Source organism: Microbacterium neimengense (assembly GCF_054782995.1).
Map to the genome: position 1 here is coordinate 493,682 of NZ_BAAGRK010000003.1, position 24,485 is coordinate 518,166.

The following is a 24,485-nucleotide window of genomic DNA, read 5'->3' on the forward strand; positions in this document are numbered from 1 at the left end:
GGCCGCGATGCGGCGGGAGATCAGCACGCTGTTCGTGCGATGAGTCCAGACTGCACGCTCAACCGCAAGATCACGGAGGGTCCGGCGAGAAGCTCAGCGCAAGATTGGCGCAAGATCAGCACCGGTGGTCGCCCGCTCAGCCGGGGAAGATCGCGATCGGCAGGTACTGGTACACCGTCTGCTGCTGGAACGAGGTGTCCGTGTTGGCCGTGCCCTCCACCGAGATCGTCAGTGCGAACTCGAGAGTGAGACCGAACGTGTCCGCCGGCAGCTGGTGGATGCTCTGCTGGGGAACGTAGAGCCCGCCCTGGAAGCTGTTGAGCAGCAGTCCCCGGTCGGAGCGCAGCGTGTCGCTGGGAACCAGCGTTCGCGGGTCGGCGCTGAACTGGTAGGGCGACTGCATCTGGTTCGAAGTCTGCGTCGTGGTGGAGTTGATCTGCACCGAGGAGATGTAGACGCGGCGCTTGTCCGTCAGCACCGCCTTCTCATCGACGCGGTGATCGTAGACGTTGACCGCGAAGCCGAAGACCTTCTCGTTGTTCGCGGTCCACTCCTGCGTGCGCTTGGGATCGACGGCCCACACGTTCAGCACGAGCTCGAGATCCTGCGCCACGTCGCTGCGGAGCTCGACCGACCCGTCGTACGTGAACTGCGAGTTGAACGCCATGCTCGCCGAGGGGGCCGGCGAGGGCACGACGGTCGTGGGCTGCACGGCAGTGTTGGTGCCCTGCAGGGAGTTGAAGCCGTCGACGATCTGCGAACACCCGGTCAGGGCCAAGGTGCTCGCGAGGGCGAGAGTGGCCCCCACGCAGAGCCGACGCATACCGCGATCGGCGAAGGGGATTCTCACAGGGCGCTCCTCGGAGACGTGGCCTCACGAGGCTCACGGGATTTCGGGTCGGTGCCGGCCCGTTTCTAGAAAACCCCAGGGTCAGCGCCGAAAGTATACGCGATCCATCCCCGCGCACCATGCACGGGGTCCCCGTCAGTCCTGCGATGCCCCTGCGATGGCGATCGTCAGCGTGTCGCTGGCGGTCTGCTTGGCGTATTCGGCCGAGGTGGGCGTGGTCTGCACGAGGAAGTCGTAGGTGAACTGCACCTGCACGAACGTCGCTTCGGCCGGCACATCACCGATGTTGAAGGTCTGCGAGTAGCTGTAGGGGTCGAGAACCAGGTAGCCGGGGCTCACGGACGACTGGTCGGTCTGGGGCTGGAGGGGGTCGAACGAGCGCGAAGCGTTGCCGGGGACGGCGACCATGGTTGCCTTCTGGAGGAAGACTTTCTGGCCGTCGTTGGGGGTGACGGTGGTCACCATCGAGATGCTGACGGGCTTCAGAGCTGTGGCGGTCCATCGGTCCATGGACAGCGTCGACCAGTAGTTGATCGTCGCACTCACCGCGCCGGCGGGCACGACGCGCTGCGTCGAACCGCTGGACAGGTCGTTGGTCACGGGTGTCGGAACGGGGGTGCTCGAACGCGACGCCGCCGTCGGACTCGGCGTCTGGCCGCCGGTGTTCCACGGCGCCGGACCGCATCCGGTCACCAGGACCATGGCGAGCAGCGGAGCGACGACCGCGACGGGTGCCCAGTGTCTGCGGCGCATGGCGACTCCCGGTGTGAGGTGGACTTCCCACTCTAGCGGCGCGGCATGACCGCTTAAGGTGAAGGCGTGACCAATCCCCTGCTGCCGGCGCCCGCCAGAACGGCCGGACGGATTCTCATCTGGGTGCTGCTCGCCCTGCTCGTCATCCTTGTCGCGGCAGCGGCGTGGCTGGGAGTGCGGGGATACCTCGCCTACGGCCATCTGACCGCGGCGCAGCGCGCCGCCGGGGAGGTCACCCGCAACCTCGACGACACGGATGCGGCGACCGCACGGTTGGCCGACATCGCCGCGGACACGGCGGCCGCGCGCTCCTTGACCTCGGACCCCGTATGGCGGGCGGCCGAGGTCCTGCCGTGGGTCGGGGACCAGCTCTCGGCCGTCGCCACCGTCACCGCGGCCGTGGACGACGTGGCCGGAAAGGCGCTGACTCCTCTCGTGCGCGTCGCGTCGGATTTCTCGGCCGGCGCACTGAAGCCGGTCGACGGACGCATCGATGTCAGCGGTTTCGGCGATATGCACGAGGCAGCCCAGAGCACCACCGCGCAAGTCGCGCTCGCATCGGATGCCGTCGACGACATCGATCGCGCCGCCCTGCTCCCGGCGGTGGCGAACGCCGTCGAGGACGTATCCGGGCTGCTCGCCTCCGTCGAGACGGGTTCGGATGCGGTCAGCCGCGCCACGGCGCTGATGCCGGCCATCCTCGGCGCGGACGGTCCACGCAACTACCTCGTCGTCTTCCAGAACAACGCCGAGTGGCGCTCGCTCGGCGGCATCGTCGGCGCCATGGCGCTCGTGCACACCGACAACGGTCAGATCTCCCTCGCGGCCCAGGCATCCGCCTCCGGCGACATCGGCAAGCTGCGCGACCCGGTGCTCGACATCGGTCCGGAGCTCACGGCCTTCATGGAGACACGGCCTGCGCGATACATGCAGAACGCCACGCAGGTGCCGTCCTTCCCGCTCGCCGCCCAGATCGCGCAAGCCATGTGGGAGCGCGAGTACGGCGTCCGGGTCGACGGCGTGATCTCCCTCGACCCCGTCACCCTGTCCTACATGCTCGCGGCGACCGGACCGGTGGCGCTGCCCACGGGCGACGAGCTCACGAGCGAGAACGCGATCCCGTTGCTGCTGAACGAGGTGTATCTCCGGTATGACTCGGCGACCCAGGACGCATTCTTCCAGGTCGCCGCCGCGTCCGTCTTCGCCAAACTCGCCGCGGGGGACGTCGCCCCTTCGGCCCTCGTCTCCGCCTTGGCGAAGGCCGGCGAGGAGGAGCGTCTGCTCATCTGGAGCAACGCGCCCGAGGAACAGGCGATCCTCGACGGCACGAGCCTGCAGGGTCTGCTGCCGGTGACCGACAGTGAGCGGACGAGCTTCGGCGTGTATCTCAATGATGCGACCGGCTCGAAGATGGACTACTACATGAAGGTCGGCACCGGAGTGCAGTGGTGCACCTCGCAGGGCGGGACGAGCGAAGCGGTGCTCGACGTGTCGCTCACCAACGATGCACCTGCCGACGCGGCGGGCCTGCCCAACTCCATCACGGGAGCCGGCAGCTTCGGCACCCAGGCGGGGCTGACCCGCACGACGGGGTATCTGTATCTTCCCGAGGGCGCCTCCGTGGTCTCCTCCGAGAACTCGGACGGCACGGGCTTCCAGTCCGGAACCGACCAGGGTCGACCAGTTCTCATCTGGTCGTCGTTGCTTGCTCCGGGCGAGCAGGCCAGCGCCAGCATCCGTGTCCGGACGCCGTGGACCCCCGAGCTGAGCGCGCAGGTCACGCCGGTGCTGCCGGGGACGGACTCCGCTCTCGTCGCCTCCTGCGGCTGAGCGGCGTCAGCCCACCTCGACGCGGGCACGCGACGAGGAGAGCGTCGCCGTCACAAGGATCGGCAGGTGGTCGCTGAGCCCCTGTGGCAGCGTCCGGATGTGCTCGATGTCGAACCCGGTGGATGTCGCGAAGTCGTAGTGTCCGCGGAAGAAGCGGTAACGGGTGTACGTGCGGGTGTCGCTGAGGGTCAGCTCGTACCCCTGGTCCCGCACCCGCTCGCCGAGACGCTCCTTGAAGACGGGGTAGTTGTAGTCGCCCACCATTAGAGCGGGAAGCTGCGGTCCGAGATCCTGCAGCTCCGCCAGTGCCGTGCGGATCTGGTGGCGACGCAGCGAGTTGAGCGCCGTGAGGGGCGCCGCGTGGAAGGACGCCACGATGATCTCGCGCCCCGCGTCGATGTCGTGCAGACGCACGCCCAGCATCCGCTCCTCCGCGGGCTTGAGCACCCGATCGTGCAGCGACTTCTTGAGCGAGAGCGCGCGCACCTCCTGCAGCCGGAAGCTGCTCTCCCGGTAGTAGACCGCCAGCCCCAGCCGGTTGCGACTCGTCGCGTCCGCGAGGCGCAGGCCACCGCTCACCTCCGGGATGTCGGTCGTGTCCGCCTCCTGGAGACAGAGCACGTCGACTCCGTGCTGCTCGGCCAGATCAGCGATCTCGCCCGCAGCGCGATGTTTGCGCAGGTTGTAGGAGATGACTTTCATCAGGCCATCCACACTATGCCCGGCACATGAATGACGGATGTCGGTTGCGCAACGCCCAGCGAATTCATTCCTGATCGCGACGCGCGCGCGTCTGCTCGGCCCGCGCCGCCATGAGTTCCGGCTCCGGATAGCCGACCTCCGTCAGCACCAGTCCGCGCGCGGCGAGGACCGGGAACTCGCTGGTCCGCGTCGCCGCCTCGCGCAGTCGTACGACATCCTCGACCGCGAGACGTCCCTGTCCGACCGCCACACACGCTCCCACGAGCGCGCGCACCATCGAGTGGCAGAACGCGTCGGCCTTCACGTTCGCGACGATCGTCCCCTCGGCGTCGCGCCGCCAATCGAACTCGAGGAGCGTGCGGATGGTCGTCGCCTCCTCACGCGGCTTGCAGTACGCCGCGAAGTCGTGCAGCCCCCGCAGCGAGCGCGCCGCCTCATCCATCGCCGCCACATCCAGCGCGGCGCGAACGGTGGTGGTGAACTCCCGCCGCAGCGGGTCGTAGCCGGTGACGTCGTCGGCGATCCGGTACGCGTAACGGCGCCATACGGCCGAGAAGCGCGCATCGAAGCCGTCGGGAGCGAGCGTGGTGCGGCGCACCGTCACATCCGAGTACGAGCTCAAGACGCCGCGGATGCGGCGCGCCAGAGCCTCGACGGGGTCAGGCTCCGACCGGCGCGACGCCGCCAGCCTCGCCTGCTGCGCCTCGTCGAGATCGAGGTGGGCGACCTGGCCGCTCGCGTGCACGCCCGCATCCGTGCGCCCCGCGACCGTCAGCTGCGGCGCGCCGGCGACGATCCGAGCCAAGGCCTCCTCCAGCGTGCCCTGGACGGTGCGCAGGCCCGGCTGCCGCGCCCAGCCGCGGAAGTGCGTGCCGTCATAAGCGATGTCGAGTCGGATCCGCACCGCACAAGCCTACGGGTGCACCCCGCCAGGGCACCCATGCCCGGATCGTAGAATGGCCGGGCTCCCCCTCCCGGATCCTCCCCCATGATCGCTGACACGCCTCCTGCCCCGCGCGCCCGCTACGCAGGTCTCGACGGCCTCCGCGCGGTCGCCGTGACGCTCGTCGTGACCTATCACCTGTTTCCGGGCTGGTGGATGCGGGGCGGATTCATCGGCGTCGACGTCTTCTTCGTGATCAGCGGGTTCCTCATCACCTCGCTCCTGCTCCGCGAGCGCGATGACACCGGCCGCGTCGCGCTGTGGTCCTTCTGGCGCCGGCGCGCCCGGCGGCTGCTGCCGGCCCTCCTGCTCGTCCTGCTGGCGTGCTCGAGCGCGGCATGGCTGATCGGCGGCGACGTGCTCGTGGGGCTTCGACGGCAGCTCATCGGCGCGCTGGTGTTCGGGTACAACTGGACGGCCGTCGTCGACGGCGCGGACTACTTCGGCTCCGGCAGCGGCGAGCTCTTCCGCAACCTCTGGTCGCTCGCCGTCGAGGAGCAGTTCTACCTCGTCTGGCCGCTGCTGCTGCTCGTTCTCCTCCTGCTTCCCCGCGCCTGGATGCGCGCCGGCGCGGCACTGGTGGCGGCGGCCGCATCCGCGGTCTGGATGGCGGTGGTCGTCGCCTCCGGATCCGCCGATCCGCTGACACTGGGAGCGCGCGTCACCCGCGCCTACTTCGGCACCGACACCCACTCCTTCGGCCTCCTGCTCGGCGTGGCCGTCGCATTCGCCTGGCGGGCGGTCGTGCGCGTCGAGCGCGGCTGGATGCACGCTCGTGCCGTTCGAGGCGGCGCGTCCGTGCTGGGGGCCGCCGCTCTCGCGGGTCTCATCCTGCTGGCCACGATCGCTCAGAGTCAGAGCACCGCCACCTTCCCCGGCGTGCTCGTCGCGGCGAGCGGCCTCTCCGCGATCGTGATCGTGGCGGGTGCGTGGCCCGGGTCGCTGCTGGGGCGCGCACTGGACATCCTGCCACTGCGGTGGATCGGCGAACGCTCGTACGGCCTGTACCTCTGGCATTGGCCCGTTTTGGTGCTGCTGGTCGCGGTCTCGCAGGGCACGAGCGTCGATCGCGCCTTCCCGGCGGCCATCGGGGGAGCCGCATTGGCCGTCACGGTGGTCCTGTCCGCACTGTCGTATCGGTTCCTCGAGATGCCGGTGCGCCGACGCGGAGGAGGCCCGGTCATCGGCGAGCTCCGCCAGGCGTTCGCGACCAGCGCGCGCCGCCGCGCGAGAGCCGTGGGCGTCACGGCGGCAGCTCTCCTGCTTGTTGCCGGCACCGCCTGCGCCGTCGTCACAGCTCCTGCGCTCTCCAGCGGAGAGGCCGTGGTCGCCGCCGGCGTGGACGCGCTGCAGGGTCAGCCCGCGCCGACGAACCCGGGCGGGAATCCCGACAACGAGGTCGTCACAGGCGACGAGGTCACCGCCGTCGGCGACTCCGTCATGCTCGCGTCCGCCCCGAGTCTGCTCACCGCGCTGCCGGGAGCGGATGTCGACGCCGCCGTATCGCGTCAGATGTACGCGGCACCCGACATCCTGCGCTTCCTCGCGGACTCGGGCCGCCTGCGCGAGTTCGTGGTCCTGGGCCTCGGCACCAACGGGTCGATCTCGCAGCGCACTCTCGAGCAGGTGCTGGAGGTCATCGGCCCCGACCGTCAGCTCGTGCTCGTCACCGCGTCCGCACCGCGCTCGTGGGTCCCGGGGGTGAATGCCGACCTCGCCGCTTTCGCCCGCACGCATCGCGGCGTGCAGATCGCCGACTGGCAGACGGCGATCGCGCCGCACCTCGATCTGCTCGCCGGCGACGAGGTGCACCCGGGGGATGCGGGCGGCAGGATCTACGCCGACGTCGTCGTCGCGGCACTCGCCGAAGCGCAGCGTGCGAAGGCGCGATTCTCCGCGTTCGCCGAGCAGCGCGCCTTCGAGCAGGAGCTGCGCCAGTCGCAGCTGTTCCAGGCGCCCGGCTCGCCCAGCGCCGGCTGAGCGTCCGCGGGCCCTGCACGACGGAGAACGTGGCCGCAACGGCGCGAACCCCGCGGGATCCGAAGATCACGCGGGGTTCGCGGTGCAAAGGGGCCGGGACGGGTCCCGACGGGTCCGATTACTCGGACTTCTTCTCCTCCGACTCGGCCGGAGCCTCGTCAGCGGTGGCCTCGGGCGCCTCGGGCGCATCCTCGACGACAGTCTCCTCGACCGGAGCCTCTTCGACAACCGTCTCCTCGGCGGGAGCGGCCTCGACGGGAGCCTTGTCGGCCTTGGCGGCCTTCTTGGCCGGAGCGGCCTTCTTCTTGGTGACGGGCTCGAGCACGAGCTCGATCACGGCCATGGGAGCGTTGTCGCCCTTACGGTTGCCGATCTTCGTGATACGGGTGTAACCACCCTCACGCTCGGCGACCTGGGGCGCGATCTCGGTGAACAGGACGTGCACGACTTCCTTGTCACCGATGACCGAGAGCACGCGACGGCGCGCGTGCAGGTCGCCGCGCTTGCCGAACGTGATGAGGCGCTCGGCGAGCGGACGCAGGCGCTTGGCCTTGGTCTCGGTCGTCGTGATCGACTTGTGGGTGAACAGTGCCGCGGCAAGGTTCGCCAGCAGAAGACGCTCGTGTGCGGGGCCGCCTCCGAGGCGGGGTCCCTTCGTGGGCTTGGGCATTCTCAGTTACTCCAGGATTTCGCGGGTGAGCCGGATCAGGCGTTGTCTTCTTCGTATCCGCCGTAGAAGTGGGCGCCGTCGAAACCGGGCACCGAGTCCTTCAGCGACAGACCGAGCGAGACGAGCTTGTCGCGCACCTCGTCGACCGACTTCTGACCGAAGTTGCGGATGTTCATGAGCTGGGTCTCCGAGAGGGCGACCAGCTCGGACACCGTGTTGATGCCCTCGCGCTTGAGGCAGTTGTACGAGCGCACCGAGAGATCGAGGTCCTCGATGGGCATCGACAGCTCGTTCGAGAGCACGGTCTCGACCGGCGCAGGGCCGATTTCGATGCCCTCTGCCTCGACGTTCAGCTCACGGGCGAGACCGAACAGCTCGGTCAGGGTGCGACCGGCCGATGCGACGGCGTCGCGCGGGGCGATCGAGGGCTTGGTCTCGACGTCCAGCACGAGCTTGTCGAAGTCGGTGCGCTCCCCGGCACGGGTCGCCTCGACGCGGTAGCTGACCTTGAGGACCGGCGAGTAGATCGAGTCGATCGGGATCTGGCCCGCCTCGGCGTACTCGTTGCGGTTCTGCGTGGCCGACACGTAGCCGCGACCGCGCTCGATCGTCAGCTCGAGCTCGAAGCGAGCGGTGTCGTTGAGGGTCGCGATGACCAGCTCGGGGTTGTGCACCTCGACACCGGCCGGAGCCGAGATGTCGGCGGCGGTCACTTCGCCCGCACCCGTCTTGCGCAGGTACGCCGTGATGGGCTCGTCGCGCTCGCTCGAGACGACCAGCTGCTTAATGTTCAGGATGATCTCGGTGACATCCTCCTTCACACCGGGGATGGTGCTGAACTCGTGCAGCACGCCGTCGATGCGGATGCTGGTGACAGCAGCACCGGGGATGGACGAGAGGAGGCTGCGACGCAGCGCGTTGCCGATGGTGTAACCGAAGCCGGGCTCGAGCGGCTCGATGACGAAGCGGCTGCGGAACTCCCCGATCTTCTCCTCGGTCAGAGTGGGACGCTGTGCGATGAGCACGATGTGTTCCTTTCGGCTAAGTGCCCGCTATATGACACTTGCGTGGATGAGGTGTTGAGTTTTTCTCGCGGATGCCGGGGCGCACCGTCAGGCGGCGCGCCCCGGCATCCTGAAGCTGTGAGACGTCAGACGCGGCGACGCTTGGGCGGGCGGCAGCCGTTGTGCGCCTGCGGCGTGACGTCCTGGATCGACCCCACCTCGAGGCCGGCAGCGGTCAGCGAACGGATCGCGGTCTCGCGGCCCGAACCCGGACCCTTCACGAAGACGTCGACCTTCTTGACGCCGTGCTCGGCGGCCTGACGGGCGGCCGACTCGGCGGCCATGCCGGCCGCGTACGGGGTCGACTTGCGCGAGCCCTTGAAGCCCACTCCACCCGAGGACGCCCAGCTGATGACGGCGCCGGACGGGTCGGTGATCGAGACGATCGTGTTGTTGAACGTCGACTTGATGTGGGCGTGACCCACGGCGATGTTCTTCTTCTCCTTGCGGCGGGGCTTGCGCGCCGCGGACTTGGCCTGTGCCATGTGCGTGTTCTCCTAAACCCTGGGGGCCGCGCCTTAGCGCGCCTTCTTCTTGCCGGCGACGGTGCGCTTGGGACCCTTGCGCGTGCGGGCGTTGGTCTTCGTGCGCTGACCGCGCACGGGCAGGCCGCGGCGGTGACGCAGGCCCTCGTAGGAGCCGATCTCGACCTTGCGGCGGATGTCGGCGGCGACCTCGCGACGAAGATCACCTTCGACCTTGTAGGTGCCTTCGATGTAGTCACGGAGCGCGACGAGCTGGTCGTCGGTGAGGTCCTTGACGCGGATGCTCTCGTCGATCGAAGTCGCCTTCAGGATCTCGACGGAGCGGGTACGGCCGATGCCGTAGATGTACGTGAGTGCGATCACCACGCGCTTGTCGCGCGGGATGTCGACGCCGGCAAGACGTGCCATGCGGCTCTCCTAGGAGTGAGTGGAGGTGTGGAGCAGGATCGGTGCCCGGGCCTCCGCCCGAGGTGTCCCCCTCGCGGGTTCTGATCCTGCCTGTTGTTCGTTGTTCAGTTGTGGGAGCGGATGCGGCCGTCAGCCGCATCCGCCGACTGCTCGTCAGCCCTGGCGCTGCTTGTGGCGCGGGTTGGACTTGCAGATGACCATGACGCGTCCGTGACGACGGATCACCTTGCAGTGATCGCAGATCGGCTTGACGCTGGGGTTGACCTTCATGATGCTTCCTGTTCGCTGTCTTCGTGCTCCGAGGCGGAGCCGTTACTTCTCGACCGGATTAGCGGTAGCGATAGACGATGCGGCCGCGCGTGAGGTCGTAGGGCGAGAGCTCCACGACGACGCGGTCCTCGGGGATGATGCGGATGTAGTTCTGCCGCATCTTGCCGGAGATCGTGGCGAGCACCTTGTGACCGTTGCTCAGCTCGACGCGGAACATCGCGTTGGGCAGAGCCTCGGAGATCACGCCTTCGATCTCGATGACACCGTCTTTTTTAGCCATAGCCTCGCTACCCTCGTGCAGACCGGTCGATCTGCGGTGGATGGGATTCGGTGCCGGAAACGCCTCGACGGCGACACGCCAACGAAGGCGCAAAGCACCAAAGATCAACTATAGGTGATAGAGCCGCATCGCGCCACTCGGCGAGTGGCGCGATGGCCCCACCCCGCTCAGGAGATCCTGCTGAGGATGTCGGTCTGCGGGTTGTACGTGATCTGGACGAGGTCGCCGTTGACGCGGAGAGTGGGCGTGCCCGTCGCCCCGTCCGGCAGCGACCGCGACTTCGCGAACTTGATGTACTCGTTCGAGGTGATCGCCTTCTCCAGGTCGGAGGTGACGTTCACGCCGGAACTGCGGGCGAGATCCACCAGCTGCTCGTCGGTCAGACCGGTCGAGTTCTCGGCGGGCTGGTTCGCGTACAGTGCCTGCAGGAAGGCGTAGGCGTTGTCGGGGTCGGCAGCGGCCACGGCGTACATAGCGCTCGCGGCGCGGCTCGAGTACTCGGTGCCCTGCGAAAGACGGTCCAGGATCGCGACCGGGTACACGTTCAGAGTGATGTCGCCCGACGCGACGAGTCCCTGGATGGTCTCGCCCTCCGTCTGCTCGAACTGGTTGCAGTAGGGGCACATGAAGTCGATGTACGTGTCGACGGTGTGCTCGCCGGTCCCGAAGGAGATCGCCCCGGTGGACGAGTCGATGTTGGATGCCTCGGGCGCCTTGCCGGGGTCCGAAGCCATGTTGTTGAACACGACGACGAGGCCTCCGACGGCCACGACGGCGACGACAGCGATGACGCTGATCCAGATCGCGAACCAGTTTGTCTTGCCCTTTGCCGCTGCCATGACGCTCTTTCCTACTCGATTTCGACCGGCTTCACACCATACGGAGCCAGTCCCGCGGCTCCGCCGTCGGGGGCCGTGAGAACCCAGATCCCTCCATCATGGACGGCAACGCTATGTTCCCAGTGGGAGCCGGCTGAGCCGTCGACCGTGGAGACGGTCCACTCGTCGTCCTCGACGAAGGTCGCCTCGGACCCCGCCACCACCATCGGCTCGATGGCGAGAACCAGACCCGGCTGGATGCGAGGGCCCGGATCCGGCACACGGTAGTTGAACACCGAGGGGGCCTCGTGCATCTTGCGGCCGATGCCGTGCCCGACATAGTCGCGCAGGATGCCGTACTCCCCCGCCGCCGTGATGTGATCCTCGACCGCGGCACCGATCTCGCCGATGTGGCGTCCGGTCGCCATCGCGGCGATCCCGGCCCACATGGATCCTTCGGTGACCCGGGACAGCTCTTGCCGCGATGCGACGAGCTCCGGCCGCTCGGGGTCGGGCAGGACGATGGTGATCGCCGAGTCGCCGTTCCACCCCCGGAACTGCGCCCCCGCGTCGATCGAGACGATATCGCCGGCTTCGAGCACCCGGTCGCCGGGGATCCCGTGCACGACCTGCTCGTTGACCGACACGCACGTGGTGTGGCGGTAGCCACGAACGAGCTGGAAGTTCGATTCCGCGCCGCGCGCGGTGATCACGGCCGCGGCCGCCGCATCCAACTCGGCCGTCGTCACGCCGGGGGCGATCATCTCGCGCACCGCGTGGAGCGCGGCGGCGGTGATGAGCCCCGGCTCGATCATCTGGCGCAGCTGCGCCGGGGTCTTGTAGATGGAGCGTCGCAGCACGGCTCAGGACGCCGGCGTCAGCCCGCGGGCGATGAGGGCCGTGAGGATGCGCTCGGTGATCACATCGAGGGAGCCGATGCCGTCGATCGCGACGACGAGACCACGCTCGCGGTACACATCGAGGATCGGTGCCGTCTCGTTCTCGTAGATGCTCAGCCGATGCGCGATCACCTCGGCCGTGTCATCCGTGCGACCCTGTTCCTCGGCGCGCTTGGTCAGGCGGGCGATGCTCTCCTCGCGGGGCACGTCCAGCTCGATCACGGCGTCGAGGCTCTCGCCGCGCTCCTCCAGGAACGCATCGAGATCGCCCACCTGTCCGAGGTTGCGGGGGTACCCGTCGAGGAGGAAGCCCGGCGCCGCGTCGTCCTGCGCGAGCCGGTCGCGCACGACTGCGCTCGTCAGCTCGTCGGGAACGAGGTTTCCCGCAGCGATGATGGCCTGAACCTGCTGGCCGAGCTCGGTGCCCTCGGAGATGTTCGCGCGGAACACGTCGCCCGTCGACACCGCCGGGACGCCGAACGCCTCGGCGATGCGCACACCCTGTGTGCCCTTGCCGGAGCCCTGGGGCCCCACGATCAGCAGGCGCGCGGTCATCGCAGGAGCCCTTCGTAGTGACGCTGCTGGAGCTGGGCGTCGATCTGCTTCACGGTCTCGAGTCCGACGCCGACCATGATGAGGATCGAGGTGCCGCCGAACGGGAAGTTCTGGTTCGCACCGACCGTCGCCAGAGCGATCAGCGGAATGAGTGCGACCAGACCCAGATAGATCGAGCCGGGCAACGTGATGCGGGTGAGCACGTAGTCGAGGTACTCGGCGGTGGGACGGCCGGCACGGATGCCCGGGATGAACCCGCCGTACTTCTTCATGTTGTCGGCGACGTCGACCGGGTTGAAGGTGATCGCGACGTAGAAGTAGGTGAACCCGACGATCAGCAGGAAGTACAGCAGCCAGTACAGCGGGTGGTCACCGCGCGTGAGGTAGTTCTGGATCCAGACGACCCAGCCCGGCAGCGCACCATCGGCATCCGGGGTCTGGTTGAACTGCGAGATGAGCGCGGGGATGTACAGGAGCGACGAGGCGAAGATGACCGGCACGACACCGGCCATGTTGACCTTGATCGGGATGTAGGTATTCGTCCCGCCGTAGGTGCGACGGCCCACCATTCGCTTGGCGTACTGCACCGGGATGCGACGCTGCGACTGTTCGACGAAGACCACGAGCGCCACGATCACGACACCGACAGCGAGCACGAGCAGGAAGACCTCGAAACCGCGGGCCTGCCAGATCGACCACATCGCAGCCGGGAAGGTCGCGGCGATCGAGGTGAAGATCAGCAGCGACATCCCGTTGCCGATGCCGCGCTCGGTGACGAGCTCGGCGAACCACATGATGAGGCCGGTGCCGGCGGTCATGGTGATGATCATGAGCAGCTGAGCCCACCATGCGTCGTTGGTCAGCAGCTGCTCGCAGGAGGCGACACCGGTGTTGCCGAAGAGCTGGCCGCTGCGTGCGACCGTCACGAGGGTCGTCGACTGCAGCAGGGCGAGGGCGATGGTCAGGTAGCGCGTGTACTGCGTGAGACGCGCCTGGCCCGACTGGCCCTCCTTGTAGAGGGTCTCGAAGTGCGGAATGACAACGCGCAGCAGCTGGACGATGATCGTCGCGGTGATGTAGGGCATGACGCCCAGCGCGAAGATCGACAGCTGCAGAAGCGCGCCACCCGAGAAGAGGTTGACCAGCGACAGCACGCCCTGCGTGTTCGACGTGTCGGCGAGACACGACTGAACGTTCGGGAAGTCGACGAACGGCGACGGCACGTGCGCACCGAGACGGTACAGCACGATGATGCCCAGGGTGAAAGCGATCTTCCGACGCAGGTCAGGCGTGCGGAACACGCGCGCGATGGCGCTGAACACGTGGATTCCTCCAGAAAGGGTTCCCGGCGCAGGAGGCGCACAGACCACCAGGGTATCCCACCCCGCGCGTGACCGAGCGGCCGCATCCTCCGGGTATGCGACAGGGGCCGGAGATGTCCTCCGGCCCCTGCACGCGGCTTACTTGACGGTGCCGCCCGCGGCGACGATCTTCTGCTCAGCCGAGCCGGAGACCTTGTCGACCTCGACGTTCAGCTTCACCGAGATCTCGCCGGTGCCGAGCACCTTGACCTTCTCGTTCTTGCGAACCGCACCCTTGGCGACCAGGTCGACGACGGTCACGTCGCCACCGGACGGGTACAGCTCCGCGAGCTTGTCCAGGTTCACGACCTGGTACTCGACGCGGAACGGGTTCTTGAACCCGCGCAGCTTCGGAGTGCGCATGTGCAGCGGCATCTGCCCACCCTCGAAGCCGGCCTTGACCTGGTAGCGGGCCTTCTGGCCCTTGGTGCCACGGCCGGCGGTCTTCCCCTTGGAGCCCTCACCACGACCGACGCGGGTCTTGGCGGTGTTGGATCCGGGGACGGGACGAAGGTGGTGCACCTTCAGCACGCCCGGACGCGCCACGGCGACGTCCTTCTTCTCCGCCTTCGGCGCTGCGGCCTTCTTGGCGGCGGGCTTACGGGTCGTCTTGGCAGCGGGCTTCTCAGCCGTCTGCTCGACGTTCTCGTTCTCAGCCATTAGTCGATCTCCTCAACCTTCACGAGGTGAGCGACGGCCTTGACGTAGCCGCGCGTCTGCGCGTCGTCGGGGCGGACGACCGAGTCGCCGATCCGCTTGAGGCCGAGGCTGCGCAGCGTGTCACGCTGGTTCTGCTTCTCGCTCACCTTGGACTTGACCTGCGTGACCTTCAGACGCTGAGCCATCAGGCACCTACCTTCGATGCGGCCGCGGCCTCAGCCTCGGCGCGAACCAGACGTGCCGGAGCGACCTGGTCGAAGTCGAGGCCACGACGAGCGGCCACCTGACGCGGCTCCTCGAGCTGCTTCAGAGCCTCGACGGTCGCGTGCACGATGTTGATCGTGTTCGACGAGCCGAGGGACTTCGAGAGGACGTCGTGGATACCGGCGCACTCGAGCACGGCACGCACGGGGCCACCGGCGATAACACCGGTACCGGCAGCAGCGGGACGCAGCAGAACGACGCCCGCGGCGGCCTCACCCTGGACCGGGTGCGGAATGGTCGATCCCGAGCGGGGGACGCGGAAGAAGTTGCGCTTGGCTTCCTCGACACCCTTCGAGATCGCGAGCGGGACCTCGCGGGCCTTGCCGTAGCCGACACCCACCACACCGTTGCCGTCACCGACGACAACGAGAGCGGTGAAGCTGAAGCGACGGCCGCCCTTGACGACCTTCGACACGCGGTTGATGGTCACGACGCGCTCGAGGAACTGGCTCTCCGAGCGGTCGCGCGACCCGCGGTCACGCTGGTTGGCGTTGCGCTCACGGCCACCGCGACGCGGCTCCCGCTCACGCTCGGCGGGCGCCGTCTCCGTCGCCGCCGCCTGAGTGGCATCGGTCACTTCGGTCTCCTGGTTGGTGTTCGTTGCATCGCTCACAGGTTCAGCCCTCCTTCACGGGCGCCCTCGGCGATCGCGGCGACACGACCGGCGTAGCGGTTGCCGCCACGGTCGAAGACGACGTCGGCCACGCCGGCCGCCTTCGCGCGCTCGGCGACGAGCTCGCCGACCTTGCGGGCCTTCGAGGTCTTGTCGCCGTCGAAGCCGCGCAGGTCGGTCTCGAGGGTGGACGCACTGGCCACGGTGTGGCCCTTGCTGTCGTCGACGACCTGCACGAAGACGTGGCGGGCCGAACGGGTCACGACGAGGCGGGGGCGCTCGGCGGTGCCGACGATCTTCTTGCGAAGACGCGAGTGACGACGAGCGCGGGCCTCGGACTTGGAAGTCACGGCCATGGTTACTTACCAGCCTTTCCGGCCTTGCGCCGGACGACCTCGCCGGCGTAGCGCACACCCTTGCCCTTGTACGGCTCGGGCTTGCGGATCTTGCGGATGTTGGCAGCGGCCTCACCGACGGCCTGCTTGTCGATCCCGCTCACGGTGAGCTTGTTGTTGCCCTCGACCGTGAACGTGATGCCGGCAGGCGGGTCGACCAGGACGGGGTGCGAGAAGCCCAGCGCGAACTCGACGGACGAGCCCTTCTGCGCGACGCGGTATCCCGTACCGACGACCTCGAGGCCCTTGGTGTAGCCCTGGGTGACGCCGATGATGTTGTTGTTGATGAGCGTGCGGGTCAGGCCGTGAAGCGACCGCGACTCGCGCTCGTCGTCGGGGCGGGTGACGAGAACCTGGTTCTCCTCCACCTTGACCTCGATCGGGTGGGCTGCGGTGAGCATGAGCTCGCCCTTCGGGCCCTTGACGGAGACATCCTGACCGGACACCGAGACGGTGACGCCGGCGGGGATGTCGATGGGAAGACGTCCGATACGCGACATATCAGGTCACCACACGTAGGCGAGGACTTCCCCACCCACGCCCTTCGACTCGGCCTGACGGTCCGTGAGGAGGCCAGAGGAGGTGGACAGGATCGCGACGCCGAGGCCGCCGAGGACCTTGGGGATCTCGGTCGACTTCGCGTACACGCGCAGGCCGGGCTTCGACACGCGCTTGATGCCGGCGATCGACCGCTCGCGGTTGGGGCCGTACTTCAGCGTGAGCGTCAGCGTCTGGCCGACACGCGCGTCGGTGACCTCCCAGCCGGAGATGTAGCCCTCCTGCTGGAGGATCTCGGCGATGTGGGTCTTGAGCTTGGAGCTCGGCAGCGACACGGAGTCGTGGTGCGCCGAGTTCGCGTTGCGCAGACGGGTCAGCAGATCTGCGACCGGGTCTGTCATCGTCATGATGGTTTTCCTTCGTTCACCAGGTTTCGACCGCCGTTACACGACGGCCGACCTGTGGTGGATGCCGACGGATGTCGGCACGGGGTGTTACGCCTGAGCGTCCGCCTGGCGGAACGGGAAGCCGAGGTGACGCAGCAGAGCGCGACCCTCGTCGTCCGTGTTCGCCGTCGTGACGATCGTGATGTCGAAGCCGCGGACGCGATCGATCTTGTCCTGGTCGATCTCGTGGAAGACCGACTGCTCCTGCAGACCGAACGTGTAGTTGCCGTGGCCGTCGAACTGGCGGTCGTTCAGACCACGGAAGTCGCGGATGCGGGGCAGCGCGAGGTTCACGAGACGGTCGATGAACTCCCAGGCGCGGTCGCCGCGCAGGGTGACGTGCGCACCGATGGCCTGGCCCTCACGCAGCTTGAACTGCGCGATGGACTTGCGTGCCTTGGTGACGACCGGCTTCTGACCGGTGATCTTGGTGAGGTCGTCGACCGCACCATCGATCACCTTGCTGTCGCGAGCTGCCTCGCCGACGCCGGTGTTCACGACGACCTTGACCAGACCGGGGATCTGCATGACGTTCGCGTAGCCGAACTCGTCCTGCATCGCCTTCTTGATCTCGGCGTTGTACTTCTGCTTCAGGCGGGGCTGGGTCTTGCCAGCCTCCACGGCAGTGGCGGTGCTCATCAGAGGTCCTTACCTGACTTCTTCGCGTAGCGCACGCGGACGGTGCGCTTGACGCCGTCCTTGACCTGCTCCTCGACACGGCGGCCGACACGGGTCGGCTTCTTGGTCGAGGGGTCGACGAGGGCGACGTTGGAGATGTGGATGGGGGCTTCGGTCGTCTCGATGCCACCGGTCTTGGTGCCGCGCTGGGTCTGGCCGACCCGCGTGTGCTTGGTGACGTAGTTGACGCCCTCGACGATGACGCGGTTCTGCTCGGTCAGGACCTTGCGGACCTTGCCCTGCTTGCCGCGGTCGCCGCCCTTGTCCTGCTTCTTACCAGTGATGACCTGAACCAGGTCACCTGCCTTGATCTTGGCCATGAGGGTCAGATCACCTCCGGAGCGAGCGAGACGATCTTCATGAACTTCTTGTCACGAAGCTCGCGACCGACCGGGCCGAAGATACGGGTGCCGCGGGGCTCCCCGTCGTTCTTCAGGATGACGGCGGCGTTCTCGTCGAACTTGATGTAGGAACCGTCGGGACGACGGGTCTGCTTGACGGTGCGGACGACGACGGCCTTGACCACGTCGCCCTTCTTGACGTTGCCGCCGGGGATCGCGTCCTTGACCGTGGCGACGATGACGTCGCCCAGGCCGGCGTAGCGCCGGTTGGAGCCGCCGAGCACACGGATCGTGAGCAGCTCCTTGGCGCCGGTGTTGTCGGCGACCTTGAGGCGGGATTCGTTCTGAATCACTTGTTACTCCTTGGGTTCCAAGTAAGCCCGAGGCTTACTTGGCCTTCTCGAGGATCTCGACCAGGCGCCAGCGCTTGGTGGCGCTCAGCGGGCGGGTCTCGTTGATGAGCACCAGGTCGCCGATGCCGGCGGTGTTGCCCTCGTCGTGCGCCTTGACCTTGGAGGTGCGGCGGATGACCTTGCCGTAGAGCGGGTGCTTCACGCGGTCCTCGACCTCGACGACGATGGTCTTGTCCATCTTGTCGCTGACGACGTAGCCGCGGCGTGCCTTGCGGTAGCCACGGGCGCCGGCGTCACGGACGTCGTGCTCCGCACTCTCGTGCCCAGCGGTCTGCTCGACCTCTGCAGCCTTCTTCGTGGTGGCCATCACTCAGCCTCTCCTTCGGCGGCGGCCGAGGTGTCCTCGGTCTTCTTCGCCTTCGTCTTCTTCGCCTTCGCCGGCTCAGCGGCGACGGGCGTGGCACGGATGCCCAGCTCGCGCTCGCGGATCACGGTGTAGAGCCGCGCGATGTCGCGCTTGACCGCACGGATGCGGCCGTGGCTCTCGAGCTGGCCGGTGGCCGACTGGAAGCGCAGGTTGAACAGCTCTTCCTTGGCCTTGCGCAGCTCCTCGACGAGGCGCTGGTCTTCGAACGTGTCGAGCTCGCTCGGGGCGAGCTGCTTGGTGCCGATCGCCATTACGCGTCGCCCTCCTCGCGCTTGATGATGCGTGCCTTCAGCGGCAGCTTGTGGATGGCACGGGTCAGCGCCTCACGAGCGAGCTGCTCGTTCACGCCCGCGACCTCGAAGAGGACGCGGCCCGGCTTGACGTTCGCGACCCACCACTCGGGCGAGCCCTTACCCGAACCCATTCGGGTTTCAGCGGGCTTCTTGGTCAGCGGACGGTCGGGGTAGATGTTGATCCACACCTTTCCACCACGCTTGATGTGACGCGTCATGGCGATACGAGCGGACTCGATCTGACGGTTGGTCACGTAAGCGGGGGTCAGCGCCTGGATGCCGAACTCGCCGAACGACACCTGGGTGCCGCCGGTGGCCTGGCCGTCACGCTTCGGGTGGTGCTGCTTGCGGTACTTGACCTTGCGGGGAATAAGCATCAGGCAGACGCTCCTTCTGCGACGGGGGCCTCGTTGCGGGGGCCACGACGGCGGTCGCCACCACGGTCGTCGCGACCGCGGGACTTCGGCGCGTTGGCCTGCTCGCGAGCGAGTTCCTTGTTGGTGAGGTCGCCCTTGTAGATCCAGACCTTCACGCCGATACGGCCGAAGGTGGTCTTGGCCTCGTAGAAGCCGTAGTCGATGTTCGCGCGCAGGGTGTGCAGCGGCACACGGCCTTCGCGGTAGAACTCCGAACGGCTCATCTCGGCGCCGCCGAGGCGGCCGGAGACCTGGATGCGGATGCCCTTGGCACCGGCGCGCTGAGCGCCCTGCAGGCCCTTGCGCATCGCGCGGCGGAACGCCACGCGGGCGGAGAGCTGCTCGGCGATGCCCTGCGCGACGAGCTGAGCGTCGGCCTCGGGGTTCTTGACCTCGAGGATGTTCAGCTGGATCTGCTTGCCGGTGAGCTTCTCGAGGTCGCCACGGATGCGCTCGGCCTCCGCACCACGACGGCCGATCACGATGCCGGGACGCGCGGTGTGGATGTCGACGCGCACGCGGTCGCGGGTGCGCTCGATCTCGATGTTGCTCACGCCTGCACGGTCGAGGCTCGACAGCAGGAGCTTACGGATCTTGATGTCCTCGGCCACGTAGTCGGCGTAGCGCTGTCCGGGCTTCGTCGAGTCCGAGAACCACCGCGACACGTGGTCGGTGGTGATGCCGAGGCGGAAGCCGTACGGGTTGACTTTCTGTCCCATTACTTGCTCGCCTTCTTGCTCTGGGCCGGGGCGGTCTCTGCCACCTCGGGCGTCGCCAGGACGACGGTGATGTGGCTGGTGCGCTTCTTGATCTGGAACGCGCGGCCCTGGGCGCGGGGCTGGAAACGCTTGAGCGTCGTGCCCTCGTCGACGAACGCGTTCTTGACGAACAGGTCCTGCTCGTCGAAGAACTCGCCTGCCGCATCCGCCTTCACACGGGCGTTCGCGATCGCCGAGGCGACCAGCTTGTAGATGGGCTCGCTGGCGCTCTGCTGCGCGAACTTCAGGATCGCGAGAGCTTCTTCAGCCTGCTTGCCCTTGATGAGAGCGACGACACGACGAGCCTTCTGAGGGGTCACGCGGATGTGTCGCACGCGTGCGATGGACTCCACCATTTCTTCTCCTCTGCGTCACCGCGTCAGCGGCGACGGCCCTTCTTGTCGTCCTTCACGTGGCCGCGGAAGGTGCGGGTGGGCGCGAACTCGCCCAGCTTGTGGCCGACCATGGTCTCGCTCACGAACACGGGGATGTGCTTGCGACCGTCGTGGACCGCGATCGTGTGACCGAGCATCGCGGGCACGATCATCGATCGGCGCGACCAGGTCTTGATGACGTTCTTGGAACCCGCCTCGTTCTGCGAGACAACCTTGCGAAGCAGGTGCTCGTCGACGAAGGGGCCCTTCTTCAGACTGCGTGGCATCTTCTTGACTCCTACTTGCGCTTCTTGCCGGCGGTGCGACGGCGGACGATGTACTTGTCGCTTTCCTTGTTGGCGTGGCGGGTGCGGCCCTCGGCCTTACCCCACGGCGTGACCGGGTGGCGTCCACCGCTGGTCTTACCCTCGCCACCACCGTGCGGGTGGTCGACCGGGTTCATCGCGACACCGCGGACGGTCGGGCGGACGCCCTTCCACCGCTTGCGGCCGGCCTTACCCCAGTTGATGTTCGACTGCTCAGCGTTGCCGACCTCGCCGATCGTCGCGCGGCAGCGCGCGTCGACGTTGCGGATCTCGCCGGAGGGCAGACGGAGCTGCGCGTAGGGACCGTCCTTCGCGACCAGACGCACGCTGGCGCCGGCCGAGCGGGCCATCTTCGCGCCGCCGCCGGGGCGGAGCTCGATGGCGTGGATGACGGTACCGGTGGGGATGTTGCGCAGCGGCAGGTTGTTGCCAGGCTTGATGTCGGCGCCGGCGCCAGACTCCACGATGTCGCCCTGCTGCAGCTTGTTCGGCGCGAGGATGTAACGCTTCTCGCCGTCCACGTAGTGCAGAAGCGCGATGCGCGCGGTGCGGTTGGGGTCGTACTCGATGTGAGCGACCTTCGCGTTGATTCCGTCCTTGTCGTTGCGACGGAAGTCGATCACGCGGTACTGGCGCTTGTGGCCACCACCGATGTGACGCGTCGTGATGCGGCCCTGGTTGTTACGTCCACCGGTCTTGCTCAGCGGGCGCAGCAGGGACTTCTCGGGCGTCGATCGCGTGATCTCGGCGAAGTCCGCCACCGACGAGCCGCGACGACCGGGGGTCGTCGGCTTGTACTTGCGAATAGCCATAATCTGTGTCCTCTATCCCGACCGTCAGCCGACTGCCGTGAAGATGTCGATGGTGCCCGACTTCAGGGTGACGATGGCGCGCTTGGTGTCCTTGCGCTTGCCGATGCCGAAGCGGGTGCGACGGGCCTTGCCGACGCGGTTGATCGTGTTGACCGAAGCGACCTTGACGCCGAAGATCTTCTCGATGGCGAGCTTGATCTCGGTCTTGTTGGCGCGGGTGTCCACGTAGAACGTGTATTTGCCCTCGTCGATGAGTCCGTAGCTCTTCTCGGAGACGACCGGCTTCAGGATGATGTCGCGCGGGTCCTTGTTGACGGCGGTCATGCCGAGACCTCCTCGGTGGCGGTCCGCGACGCGACGAACGCGTCGTAGGCGGCCTTGGTGAAGACGATGTCGTCGGAGACGAGCACGTCGTAGGCGTTCAGCTGGTCGAAGGCGAGCACGTGGACGTACGCGAGGTTGCGCACGCTCAGCAGGCTCAGCTCGTCGTCACGCTCGATCACGACGAGGACGTTCTTCGCGGGAGTCAGCGCGTTCAGCACCGCGGCGGCGGCCTTGGTCGAGGGAGCACCCTCGACGCCGAACGAGTCGACGATGTGCAGACGGTCGCCGCGAGCACGATCGCTCAGCGCACCCAGGAGGGCGGCCGCAATCATCTTCTTGGGCGTGCGCTGCGAGTAGTTGCGCGGCTTCGGGCCGTGGACGATGCCACCGCCGGTCATGTGCGGCGCGCGGATCGAGCCCTGACGGGCGTTACCCGTGCCCTTCTGCTTGAAGGGCTTGCGGCCGGCGCCGGAGACCTCGCCGCGACGCTTGGTCGAGTGCGTGCCCTGGCGAGCCGCCGCGAGCTGCGCGACGACGACCTGGTGGATGAGGGGGATGTTCGTCTTGACGTCGAACAGGGCGGCGGGCAGCTCCACGGAGCCGGCCTTCTTGCCGTCTGCCTTCACGACGTCGAGCGCGAGAGTCGAGTCAGCCATGTTCTCAGGCACCCTTCACTGCGTTGCGGACGTAGACGATGCGGCCACGAGCGCCGGGCACAGCGCCCTTGACGAGCAGCAGACCCTTCTCGGCGTCGACGGCGTGCACCGTGAGGTTGAGGACGGTCACGCGCTCGCCACCCATGCGGCCGGCCATGCGCATGCCCTTGAAGACGCGGCTGGGCGTCGAGGAGGCACCGATGGAACCGGGCTTGCGGTGGTTGCGGTGCGCACCGTGCGATGCGGAGACACCCTTGAAGTTGTGGCGCTTCATGACACCCGCGGTGCCCTTGCCCTTGCTGGTGCCGACGACGTCGACCAGCTTGCCCGCTTCGAAGACACCGTCGACCGTGAGCTCCTGACCGAGTGAGTAGTCAGCGGCGTTCGCGGTGCGGATCTCGGTGACGTGGCGGCGCGGCGTGACGCCGGCAGCCTCGAAGTGGCCCTCGAGGGGCTTGGTGACCTTGCGGGGGTCGATCTGACCCGCAGCGATCTGAACGGCGTTGTAGCCGTCCTTCTCGGGGGTGCGGATCTGCGTGACCACGTTCGGGGTGATCTGGATGACCGTCACGGGGACGAGCTTGCCCTGCTCGTTCCAGACCTGGGTCATGCCGAGCTTGGTGCCCAGGAGGCCCTGGGAGATCTTGGAGTTGATGTCAGCCATGTCGAACCTCAGAGCTTGATCTCGATGTTGACGTCGGCCGGAAGGTCGAGACGCATCAGCGAGTCGACGGCCTTGGGCGTCGGGTCGATGATGTCGATGAGGCGCTTGTGGGTGCGCATCTCGAAGTGCTCGCGGCTGTCCTTGTACTTGTGGGGCGACCGGATGACGACCACGACGTTCTTCTCGGTCGGCAGCGGCACGGGGCCGACGACGGTGGCGCCGGCTCGGGTCACGGTGTCGACGATCTTGCGCGCTGAGCTGTCGAGCCCCGCGTGATCGTACGACTTCAGGCGAATGCGGATCTTCTGTCCCGCCATAGTCTGCTCACTCTCTTTCTCGCGTCATACCTCTGAGGGCATCGGACGCACGGTGACGCTTGCGCGCCGGGCACTTCTCCCGCTTTCGCGGTGATGCTGCACCACTGTTCTCGTGTCAAACCGACGTCGTCCGACGCCGGCCCCGCACTCCACGCGCAGTGCACGCCCGTTTCCGGGAAGAAGTGTGGGAGATGTCGTTCTGCTGCCCGCGGCCTAGATCCCGCGCTCGAGGCGCTGATCTATGCACTGCCCTGGCAGTGATCCGGGCAGCGAAGCACCCGGAATGTGGAACCTCAGTAGTCTACGTGTCGCCCGGGCGTGTCGCAAACTCGGGCGTGTCGGAACGGCGTGTCGGAACGCCGTGCCAGATCGGCGCGTCGGGCACAACGACAGAACCCCCGGGCCGTGGCCCGGGGGTTCTGTTCTTGACTGTCGTGCGTCAGGCGCCCTGGCGCTGACGACGGACCGCGAATACGGTCACCGCAAGGCCGCCGAGCAGCAGCACGCCGCCGCCGATCCAGACGCCCATCAGCGAACCGCTGTCGACACCGGTGGCCGGCAGACCCGAGCCGGATCCCGTGCCGCCGCTTCCGGTGCCCACGGCAAAGCTCGTGGTCTCGGTGACGGAGACGCCGTTCTTCTGGCCGGTAACCGCGACGTCGTAGGAGCCGGTCGCATTGGACGGCAGCTTGACGTTGAACGAGGCGTTGCCCGCCGCGTTCGTCGACGTGGAGAAGGTCGGCGACGAGCTGATGGCCAGCTTGACCGAGGCCTGGGTGATGCCGGCACCGTTTTCTCCGGTGACGACGAAGCTGATCGGCGTGTTGCCGTCGAAGGCGGTGGCGACAAGCGTCACCGTGCCGCCGGGGACAGGGGCGCCCGAGGTGCTCGCGTCGGGGGCGCCGGGTGTGGGGACGTAGGCCTGCGCTGCCGCGGGAGCGGCAACGAGGGCGGCAGCGGTCAGGATGACCGCTGCGATCTTGGTGCGAAGGCTCTTCATTT

Annotated in this window: 37 protein-coding genes; 2 read left to right on the top strand and 35 right to left on the bottom strand. The window is 67.4% G+C overall.

From position 1 onward, the window contains the following. Positions 1–136: 136 nt before the first annotated feature. Both ACYVJS_RS05050 and ACYVJS_RS05055 read right to left on the bottom strand, forming a co-directional pair. A complete protein-coding gene (locus ACYVJS_RS05050; protein ID WP_460738370.1) occupies positions 137–850 on the bottom strand; it encodes a fructose 1,6-bisphosphatase in 714 nt (237 codons plus the stop codon). A 135-nt stretch (positions 851–985) separates the two neighbouring features. Continuing rightward, positions 986–1,603 carry a hypothetical protein gene (locus ACYVJS_RS05055; RefSeq protein ID WP_460738372.1) on the bottom strand — a complete coding sequence of 206 codons (618 nt, stop codon included), beginning with the start codon at positions 1,601–1,603 and terminating at the stop codon, positions 986–988. A gap of 66 nt (positions 1,604–1,669) precedes the next feature. On the opposite strand from ACYVJS_RS05055, the gene ACYVJS_RS05060 reads away from it, so the two are divergent. After that, positions 1,670–3,433 carry a DUF4012 domain-containing protein gene (locus tag ACYVJS_RS05060; RefSeq protein WP_460738374.1) on the top strand — a complete coding sequence of 588 codons (1,764 nt, stop codon included), beginning with the start codon at positions 1,670–1,672 and terminating at the stop codon, positions 3,431–3,433. A gap of 6 nt (positions 3,434–3,439) precedes the next feature. On the opposite strand, the gene ACYVJS_RS05065 is transcribed toward ACYVJS_RS05060, so the two are convergent. Further along, positions 3,440–4,135, bottom strand: a complete 696-nt coding sequence (locus tag ACYVJS_RS05065) for an endonuclease/exonuclease/phosphatase family protein (RefSeq protein ID WP_344229078.1) — start codon at positions 4,133–4,135, stop codon at positions 3,440–3,442. A 64-nt stretch (positions 4,136–4,199) separates the two neighbouring features. Further along, positions 4,200–5,039: a tRNA pseudouridine(38-40) synthase TruA gene (gene truA, locus ACYVJS_RS05070; protein WP_460738376.1), complete on the bottom strand. Its 840-nt coding sequence runs from the start codon at positions 5,037–5,039 to the stop codon at positions 4,200–4,202. Between the two features lie 84 nt (positions 5,040–5,123). On the opposite strand from truA, the gene ACYVJS_RS05075 reads away from it, so the two are divergent. Then, positions 5,124–7,058 (top strand): acyltransferase family protein, encoded by a 1,935-nt coding sequence (locus ACYVJS_RS05075; protein ID WP_460738378.1) that lies wholly within the window; start codon positions 5,124–5,126, stop codon positions 7,056–7,058. A gap of 118 nt (positions 7,059–7,176) precedes the next feature. Here the strand turns inward: ACYVJS_RS05075 and rplQ are convergent, their stop codons facing one another. From rplQ to ACYVJS_RS05230, 31 genes are all read right to left on the bottom strand, one after another. Continuing rightward, positions 7,177–7,728 carry a 50S ribosomal protein L17 gene (gene rplQ / locus ACYVJS_RS05080; RefSeq protein ID WP_460738380.1) on the bottom strand — a complete coding sequence of 184 codons (552 nt, stop codon included), beginning with the start codon at positions 7,726–7,728 and terminating at the stop codon, positions 7,177–7,179. Between the two features lie 35 nt (positions 7,729–7,763). Next, a complete protein-coding gene (locus ACYVJS_RS05085; protein ID WP_137418030.1) occupies positions 7,764–8,753 on the bottom strand; it encodes a DNA-directed RNA polymerase subunit alpha in 990 nt (329 codons plus the stop codon). Positions 8,754–8,878: 125 nt separating this feature from the next. Further along, complete coding sequence (rpsK, locus tag ACYVJS_RS05090; protein WP_039395885.1) at positions 8,879–9,277, bottom strand: 30S ribosomal protein S11; 399 nt, start codon at positions 9,275–9,277, stop codon at positions 8,879–8,881. A 33-nt stretch (positions 9,278–9,310) separates the two neighbouring features. Beyond that, positions 9,311–9,685 carry a 30S ribosomal protein S13 gene (rpsM, locus tag ACYVJS_RS05095; protein WP_137418031.1) on the bottom strand — a complete coding sequence of 125 codons (375 nt, stop codon included), beginning with the start codon at positions 9,683–9,685 and terminating at the stop codon, positions 9,311–9,313. Between the two features lie 153 nt (positions 9,686–9,838). Then, positions 9,839–9,955, bottom strand: coding sequence for a 50S ribosomal protein L36 (gene rpmJ, locus ACYVJS_RS05100; protein WP_005050492.1), 117 nt, complete (start codon positions 9,953–9,955; stop codon positions 9,839–9,841). 58 nt (positions 9,956–10,013) lie between these two features. Continuing rightward, positions 10,014–10,235 carry a translation initiation factor IF-1 gene (gene infA, locus ACYVJS_RS05105; protein WP_017201569.1) on the bottom strand — a complete coding sequence of 74 codons (222 nt, stop codon included), beginning with the start codon at positions 10,233–10,235 and terminating at the stop codon, positions 10,014–10,016. Positions 10,236–10,402: 167 nt separating this feature from the next. After that, complete coding sequence (locus ACYVJS_RS05110; protein WP_460738384.1) at positions 10,403–11,074, bottom strand: DsbA family protein; 672 nt, start codon at positions 11,072–11,074, stop codon at positions 10,403–10,405. An 11-nt stretch (positions 11,075–11,085) separates the two neighbouring features. After that, on the bottom strand, positions 11,086–11,913 hold the full coding sequence (gene map / locus ACYVJS_RS05115) for a type I methionyl aminopeptidase (protein ID WP_460738386.1): 828 nt from the start codon (positions 11,911–11,913) through the stop codon (positions 11,086–11,088). A 3-nt stretch (positions 11,914–11,916) separates the two neighbouring features. Then, a complete protein-coding gene (locus ACYVJS_RS05120) occupies positions 11,917–12,507 on the bottom strand; it encodes an adenylate kinase (RefSeq protein WP_243233180.1) in 591 nt (196 codons plus the stop codon). Beyond that, positions 12,504–13,829 (bottom strand): preprotein translocase subunit SecY, encoded by a 1,326-nt coding sequence (secY, locus tag ACYVJS_RS05125; RefSeq protein ID WP_137418035.1) that lies wholly within the window; start codon positions 13,827–13,829, stop codon positions 12,504–12,506. Before secY ends, ACYVJS_RS05120 begins: the two co-directional genes overlap by 4 nt. Before the next feature lie 138 nt (positions 13,830–13,967). After that, entirely contained in the window at positions 13,968–14,528 is a 561-nt protein-coding gene (gene rplO, locus ACYVJS_RS05130) for a 50S ribosomal protein L15 (protein WP_243233178.1), read from the bottom strand. Next, a complete protein-coding gene (gene rpmD / locus ACYVJS_RS05135; protein WP_137418037.1) occupies positions 14,528–14,713 on the bottom strand; it encodes a 50S ribosomal protein L30 in 186 nt (61 codons plus the stop codon). The genes rplO and rpmD overlap by 1 nt, the downstream gene beginning before the upstream one ends. Beyond that, positions 14,713–15,405 carry a 30S ribosomal protein S5 gene (gene rpsE / locus ACYVJS_RS05140; RefSeq protein WP_137418038.1) on the bottom strand — a complete coding sequence of 231 codons (693 nt, stop codon included), beginning with the start codon at positions 15,403–15,405 and terminating at the stop codon, positions 14,713–14,715. Before rpsE ends, rpmD begins: the two co-directional genes overlap by 1 nt. After that, entirely contained in the window at positions 15,402–15,761 is a 360-nt protein-coding gene (gene rplR, locus ACYVJS_RS05145) for a 50S ribosomal protein L18 (RefSeq protein WP_137418039.1), read from the bottom strand. Before rplR ends, rpsE begins: the two co-directional genes overlap by 4 nt. Positions 15,762–15,763: 2 nt before the next feature. Continuing rightward, complete coding sequence (gene rplF / locus ACYVJS_RS05150; RefSeq protein ID WP_460738390.1) at positions 15,764–16,300, bottom strand: 50S ribosomal protein L6; 537 nt, start codon at positions 16,298–16,300, stop codon at positions 15,764–15,766. Between the two features lie 6 nt (positions 16,301–16,306). Continuing rightward, positions 16,307–16,705 (bottom strand): 30S ribosomal protein S8, encoded by a 399-nt coding sequence (rpsH, locus tag ACYVJS_RS05155; protein ID WP_137418041.1) that lies wholly within the window; start codon positions 16,703–16,705, stop codon positions 16,307–16,309. Positions 16,706–16,792: 87 nt separating this feature from the next. Continuing rightward, positions 16,793–17,383: a 50S ribosomal protein L5 gene (gene rplE / locus ACYVJS_RS05160; protein WP_243233176.1), complete on the bottom strand. Its 591-nt coding sequence runs from the start codon at positions 17,381–17,383 to the stop codon at positions 16,793–16,795. Continuing rightward, positions 17,383–17,742: a 50S ribosomal protein L24 gene (gene rplX, locus ACYVJS_RS05165; RefSeq protein ID WP_137418043.1), complete on the bottom strand. Its 360-nt coding sequence runs from the start codon at positions 17,740–17,742 to the stop codon at positions 17,383–17,385. Before rplX ends, rplE begins: the two co-directional genes overlap by 1 nt. Positions 17,743–17,747: 5 nt before the next feature. Beyond that, positions 17,748–18,116: a 50S ribosomal protein L14 gene (gene rplN / locus ACYVJS_RS05170; protein WP_045246799.1), complete on the bottom strand. Its 369-nt coding sequence runs from the start codon at positions 18,114–18,116 to the stop codon at positions 17,748–17,750. A gap of 34 nt (positions 18,117–18,150) precedes the next feature. Then, a complete protein-coding gene (gene rpsQ, locus ACYVJS_RS05175; RefSeq protein WP_460738393.1) occupies positions 18,151–18,483 on the bottom strand; it encodes a 30S ribosomal protein S17 in 333 nt (110 codons plus the stop codon). Next, a complete protein-coding gene (gene rpmC, locus ACYVJS_RS05180) occupies positions 18,483–18,794 on the bottom strand; it encodes a 50S ribosomal protein L29 (protein WP_137418045.1) in 312 nt (103 codons plus the stop codon). The genes rpsQ and rpmC overlap by 1 nt, the downstream gene beginning before the upstream one ends. Beyond that, positions 18,794–19,213, bottom strand: a complete 420-nt coding sequence (rplP, locus tag ACYVJS_RS05185) for a 50S ribosomal protein L16 (protein WP_137418046.1) — start codon at positions 19,211–19,213, stop codon at positions 18,794–18,796. Before rplP ends, rpmC begins: the two co-directional genes overlap by 1 nt. Next, the gene (rpsC, locus tag ACYVJS_RS05190; protein WP_137418047.1) at positions 19,213–19,971 is read right to left on the bottom strand and encodes a 30S ribosomal protein S3; all 759 of its coding nucleotides are present in this window, start codon (positions 19,969–19,971) and stop codon (positions 19,213–19,215) included. Before rpsC ends, rplP begins: the two co-directional genes overlap by 1 nt. Then, complete coding sequence (gene rplV, locus ACYVJS_RS05195) at positions 19,971–20,366, bottom strand: 50S ribosomal protein L22 (protein WP_137418048.1); 396 nt, start codon at positions 20,364–20,366, stop codon at positions 19,971–19,973. Before rplV ends, rpsC begins: the two co-directional genes overlap by 1 nt. A 23-nt stretch (positions 20,367–20,389) precedes the next feature. After that, entirely contained in the window at positions 20,390–20,671 is a 282-nt protein-coding gene (gene rpsS / locus ACYVJS_RS05200) for a 30S ribosomal protein S19 (RefSeq protein ID WP_053546372.1), read from the bottom strand. A gap of 11 nt (positions 20,672–20,682) precedes the next feature. Next, positions 20,683–21,522, bottom strand: a complete 840-nt coding sequence (gene rplB / locus ACYVJS_RS05205) for a 50S ribosomal protein L2 (RefSeq protein ID WP_137418049.1) — start codon at positions 21,520–21,522, stop codon at positions 20,683–20,685. A 24-nt stretch (positions 21,523–21,546) separates the two neighbouring features. After that, positions 21,547–21,846 carry a 50S ribosomal protein L23 gene (gene rplW, locus ACYVJS_RS05210; RefSeq protein WP_137418050.1) on the bottom strand — a complete coding sequence of 100 codons (300 nt, stop codon included), beginning with the start codon at positions 21,844–21,846 and terminating at the stop codon, positions 21,547–21,549. Beyond that, complete coding sequence (gene rplD / locus ACYVJS_RS05215) at positions 21,843–22,502, bottom strand: 50S ribosomal protein L4 (protein ID WP_460738397.1); 660 nt, start codon at positions 22,500–22,502, stop codon at positions 21,843–21,845. The genes rplW and rplD overlap by 4 nt, the downstream gene beginning before the upstream one ends. Positions 22,503–22,506: 4 nt before the next feature. Further along, the gene (gene rplC / locus ACYVJS_RS05220) at positions 22,507–23,166 is read right to left on the bottom strand and encodes a 50S ribosomal protein L3 (protein WP_137418052.1); all 660 of its coding nucleotides are present in this window, start codon (positions 23,164–23,166) and stop codon (positions 22,507–22,509) included. A gap of 8 nt (positions 23,167–23,174) precedes the next feature. Continuing rightward, positions 23,175–23,483 (bottom strand): 30S ribosomal protein S10, encoded by a 309-nt coding sequence (gene rpsJ / locus ACYVJS_RS05225; protein WP_045246810.1) that lies wholly within the window; start codon positions 23,481–23,483, stop codon positions 23,175–23,177. Between the two features lie 439 nt (positions 23,484–23,922). Further along, the gene (locus tag ACYVJS_RS05230) at positions 23,923–24,483 is read right to left on the bottom strand and encodes an LPXTG cell wall anchor domain-containing protein (RefSeq protein ID WP_460738400.1); all 561 of its coding nucleotides are present in this window, start codon (positions 24,481–24,483) and stop codon (positions 23,923–23,925) included. Positions 24,484–24,485: the final 2 nt, after the last annotated feature.

Excerpts from the sequence above, each read along its gene's own strand:
- rpmC (WP_137418045.1), bottom strand. The coding sequence starts at position 18,794 with ATGGCGATCGGCACCAAGCAGCTCGCCCCGAGCGAGCTCGACACGTTC.
- infA (WP_017201569.1), bottom strand. The coding sequence starts at position 10,235 with ATGGCTAAAAAAGACGGTGTCATCGAGATCGAAGGCGTGATCTCCGAG.
- ACYVJS_RS05075 (WP_460738378.1), top strand. The coding sequence starts at position 5,124 with ATGATCGCTGACACGCCTCCTGCCCCGCGCGCCCGCTACGCAGGTCTC.
- rpsJ (WP_045246810.1), bottom strand. The coding sequence starts at position 23,483 with ATGGCGGGACAGAAGATCCGCATTCGCCTGAAGTCGTACGATCACGCG.
- rplX (WP_137418043.1), bottom strand. The coding sequence starts at position 17,742 with ATGGCCAAGATCAAGGCAGGTGACCTGGTTCAGGTCATCACTGGTAAG.
- rpsH (WP_137418041.1), bottom strand. The coding sequence starts at position 16,705 with ATGACGATGACAGACCCGGTCGCAGATCTGCTGACCCGTCTGCGCAAC.
- rpmJ (WP_005050492.1), bottom strand. The coding sequence starts at position 9,955 with ATGAAGGTCAACCCCAGCGTCAAGCCGATCTGCGATCACTGCAAGGTG.
- rpmD (WP_137418037.1), bottom strand. The coding sequence starts at position 14,713 with ATGGCTCAGCGTCTGAAGGTCACGCAGGTCAAGTCCAAGGTGAGCGAG.
- ACYVJS_RS05065 (WP_344229078.1), bottom strand. The coding sequence starts at position 4,135 with ATGAAAGTCATCTCCTACAACCTGCGCAAACATCGCGCTGCGGGCGAG.
- rplR (WP_137418039.1), bottom strand. The coding sequence starts at position 15,761 with ATGGCCGTGACTTCCAAGTCCGAGGCCCGCGCTCGTCGTCACTCGCGT.
- rplP (WP_137418046.1), bottom strand. The coding sequence starts at position 19,213 with ATGCTTATTCCCCGCAAGGTCAAGTACCGCAAGCAGCACCACCCGAAG.
- rplF (WP_460738390.1), bottom strand. The coding sequence starts at position 16,300 with ATGTCGCGTATCGGACGTCTTCCCATCGACATCCCCGCCGGCGTCACC.
- rplQ (WP_460738380.1), bottom strand. The coding sequence starts at position 7,728 with ATGCCCAAGCCCACGAAGGGACCCCGCCTCGGAGGCGGCCCCGCACAC.
- rpsQ (WP_460738393.1), bottom strand. The coding sequence starts at position 18,483 with ATGGCCACCACGAAGAAGGCTGCAGAGGTCGAGCAGACCGCTGGGCAC.
- rplO (WP_243233178.1), bottom strand. The coding sequence starts at position 14,528 with ATGGCTGAGAACGAGAACGTCGAGCAGACGGCTGAGAAGCCCGCTGCC.
- rplC (WP_137418052.1), bottom strand. The coding sequence starts at position 23,166 with ATGGCTGACATCAACTCCAAGATCTCCCAGGGCCTCCTGGGCACCAAG.
- rpsM (WP_137418031.1), bottom strand. The coding sequence starts at position 9,685 with ATGGCACGTCTTGCCGGCGTCGACATCCCGCGCGACAAGCGCGTGGTG.
- ACYVJS_RS05120 (WP_243233180.1), bottom strand. The coding sequence starts at position 12,507 with ATGACCGCGCGCCTGCTGATCGTGGGGCCCCAGGGCTCCGGCAAGGGC.
- rpsS (WP_053546372.1), bottom strand. The coding sequence starts at position 20,671 with ATGCCACGCAGTCTGAAGAAGGGCCCCTTCGTCGACGAGCACCTGCTT.
- ACYVJS_RS05110 (WP_460738384.1), bottom strand. The coding sequence starts at position 11,074 with ATGGCAGCGGCAAAGGGCAAGACAAACTGGTTCGCGATCTGGATCAGC.
- rplV (WP_137418048.1), bottom strand. The coding sequence starts at position 20,366 with ATGGTGGAGTCCATCGCACGCGTGCGACACATCCGCGTGACCCCTCAG.
- rpsK (WP_039395885.1), bottom strand. The coding sequence starts at position 9,277 with ATGGCACAGGCCAAGTCCGCGGCGCGCAAGCCCCGCCGCAAGGAGAAG.
- rplE (WP_243233176.1), bottom strand. The coding sequence starts at position 17,383 with ATGAGCACCGCCACTGCCGTGGAGGCTGGCAAGACCCAGCCCCGCCTG.
- rplD (WP_460738397.1), bottom strand. The coding sequence starts at position 22,502 with ATGGCTGACTCGACTCTCGCGCTCGACGTCGTGAAGGCAGACGGCAAG.
- rplB (WP_137418049.1), bottom strand. The coding sequence starts at position 21,522 with ATGGCTATTCGCAAGTACAAGCCGACGACCCCCGGTCGTCGCGGCTCG.
- rplW (WP_137418050.1), bottom strand. The coding sequence starts at position 21,846 with ATGACCGCCGTCAACAAGGACCCGCGCGACATCATCCTGAAGCCGGTC.
- rpsC (WP_137418047.1), bottom strand. The coding sequence starts at position 19,971 with ATGGGACAGAAAGTCAACCCGTACGGCTTCCGCCTCGGCATCACCACC.
- ACYVJS_RS05230 (WP_460738400.1), bottom strand. The coding sequence starts at position 24,483 with ATGAAGAGCCTTCGCACCAAGATCGCAGCGGTCATCCTGACCGCTGCC.
- ACYVJS_RS05055 (WP_460738372.1), bottom strand. The coding sequence starts at position 1,603 with ATGCGCCGCAGACACTGGGCACCCGTCGCGGTCGTCGCTCCGCTGCTC.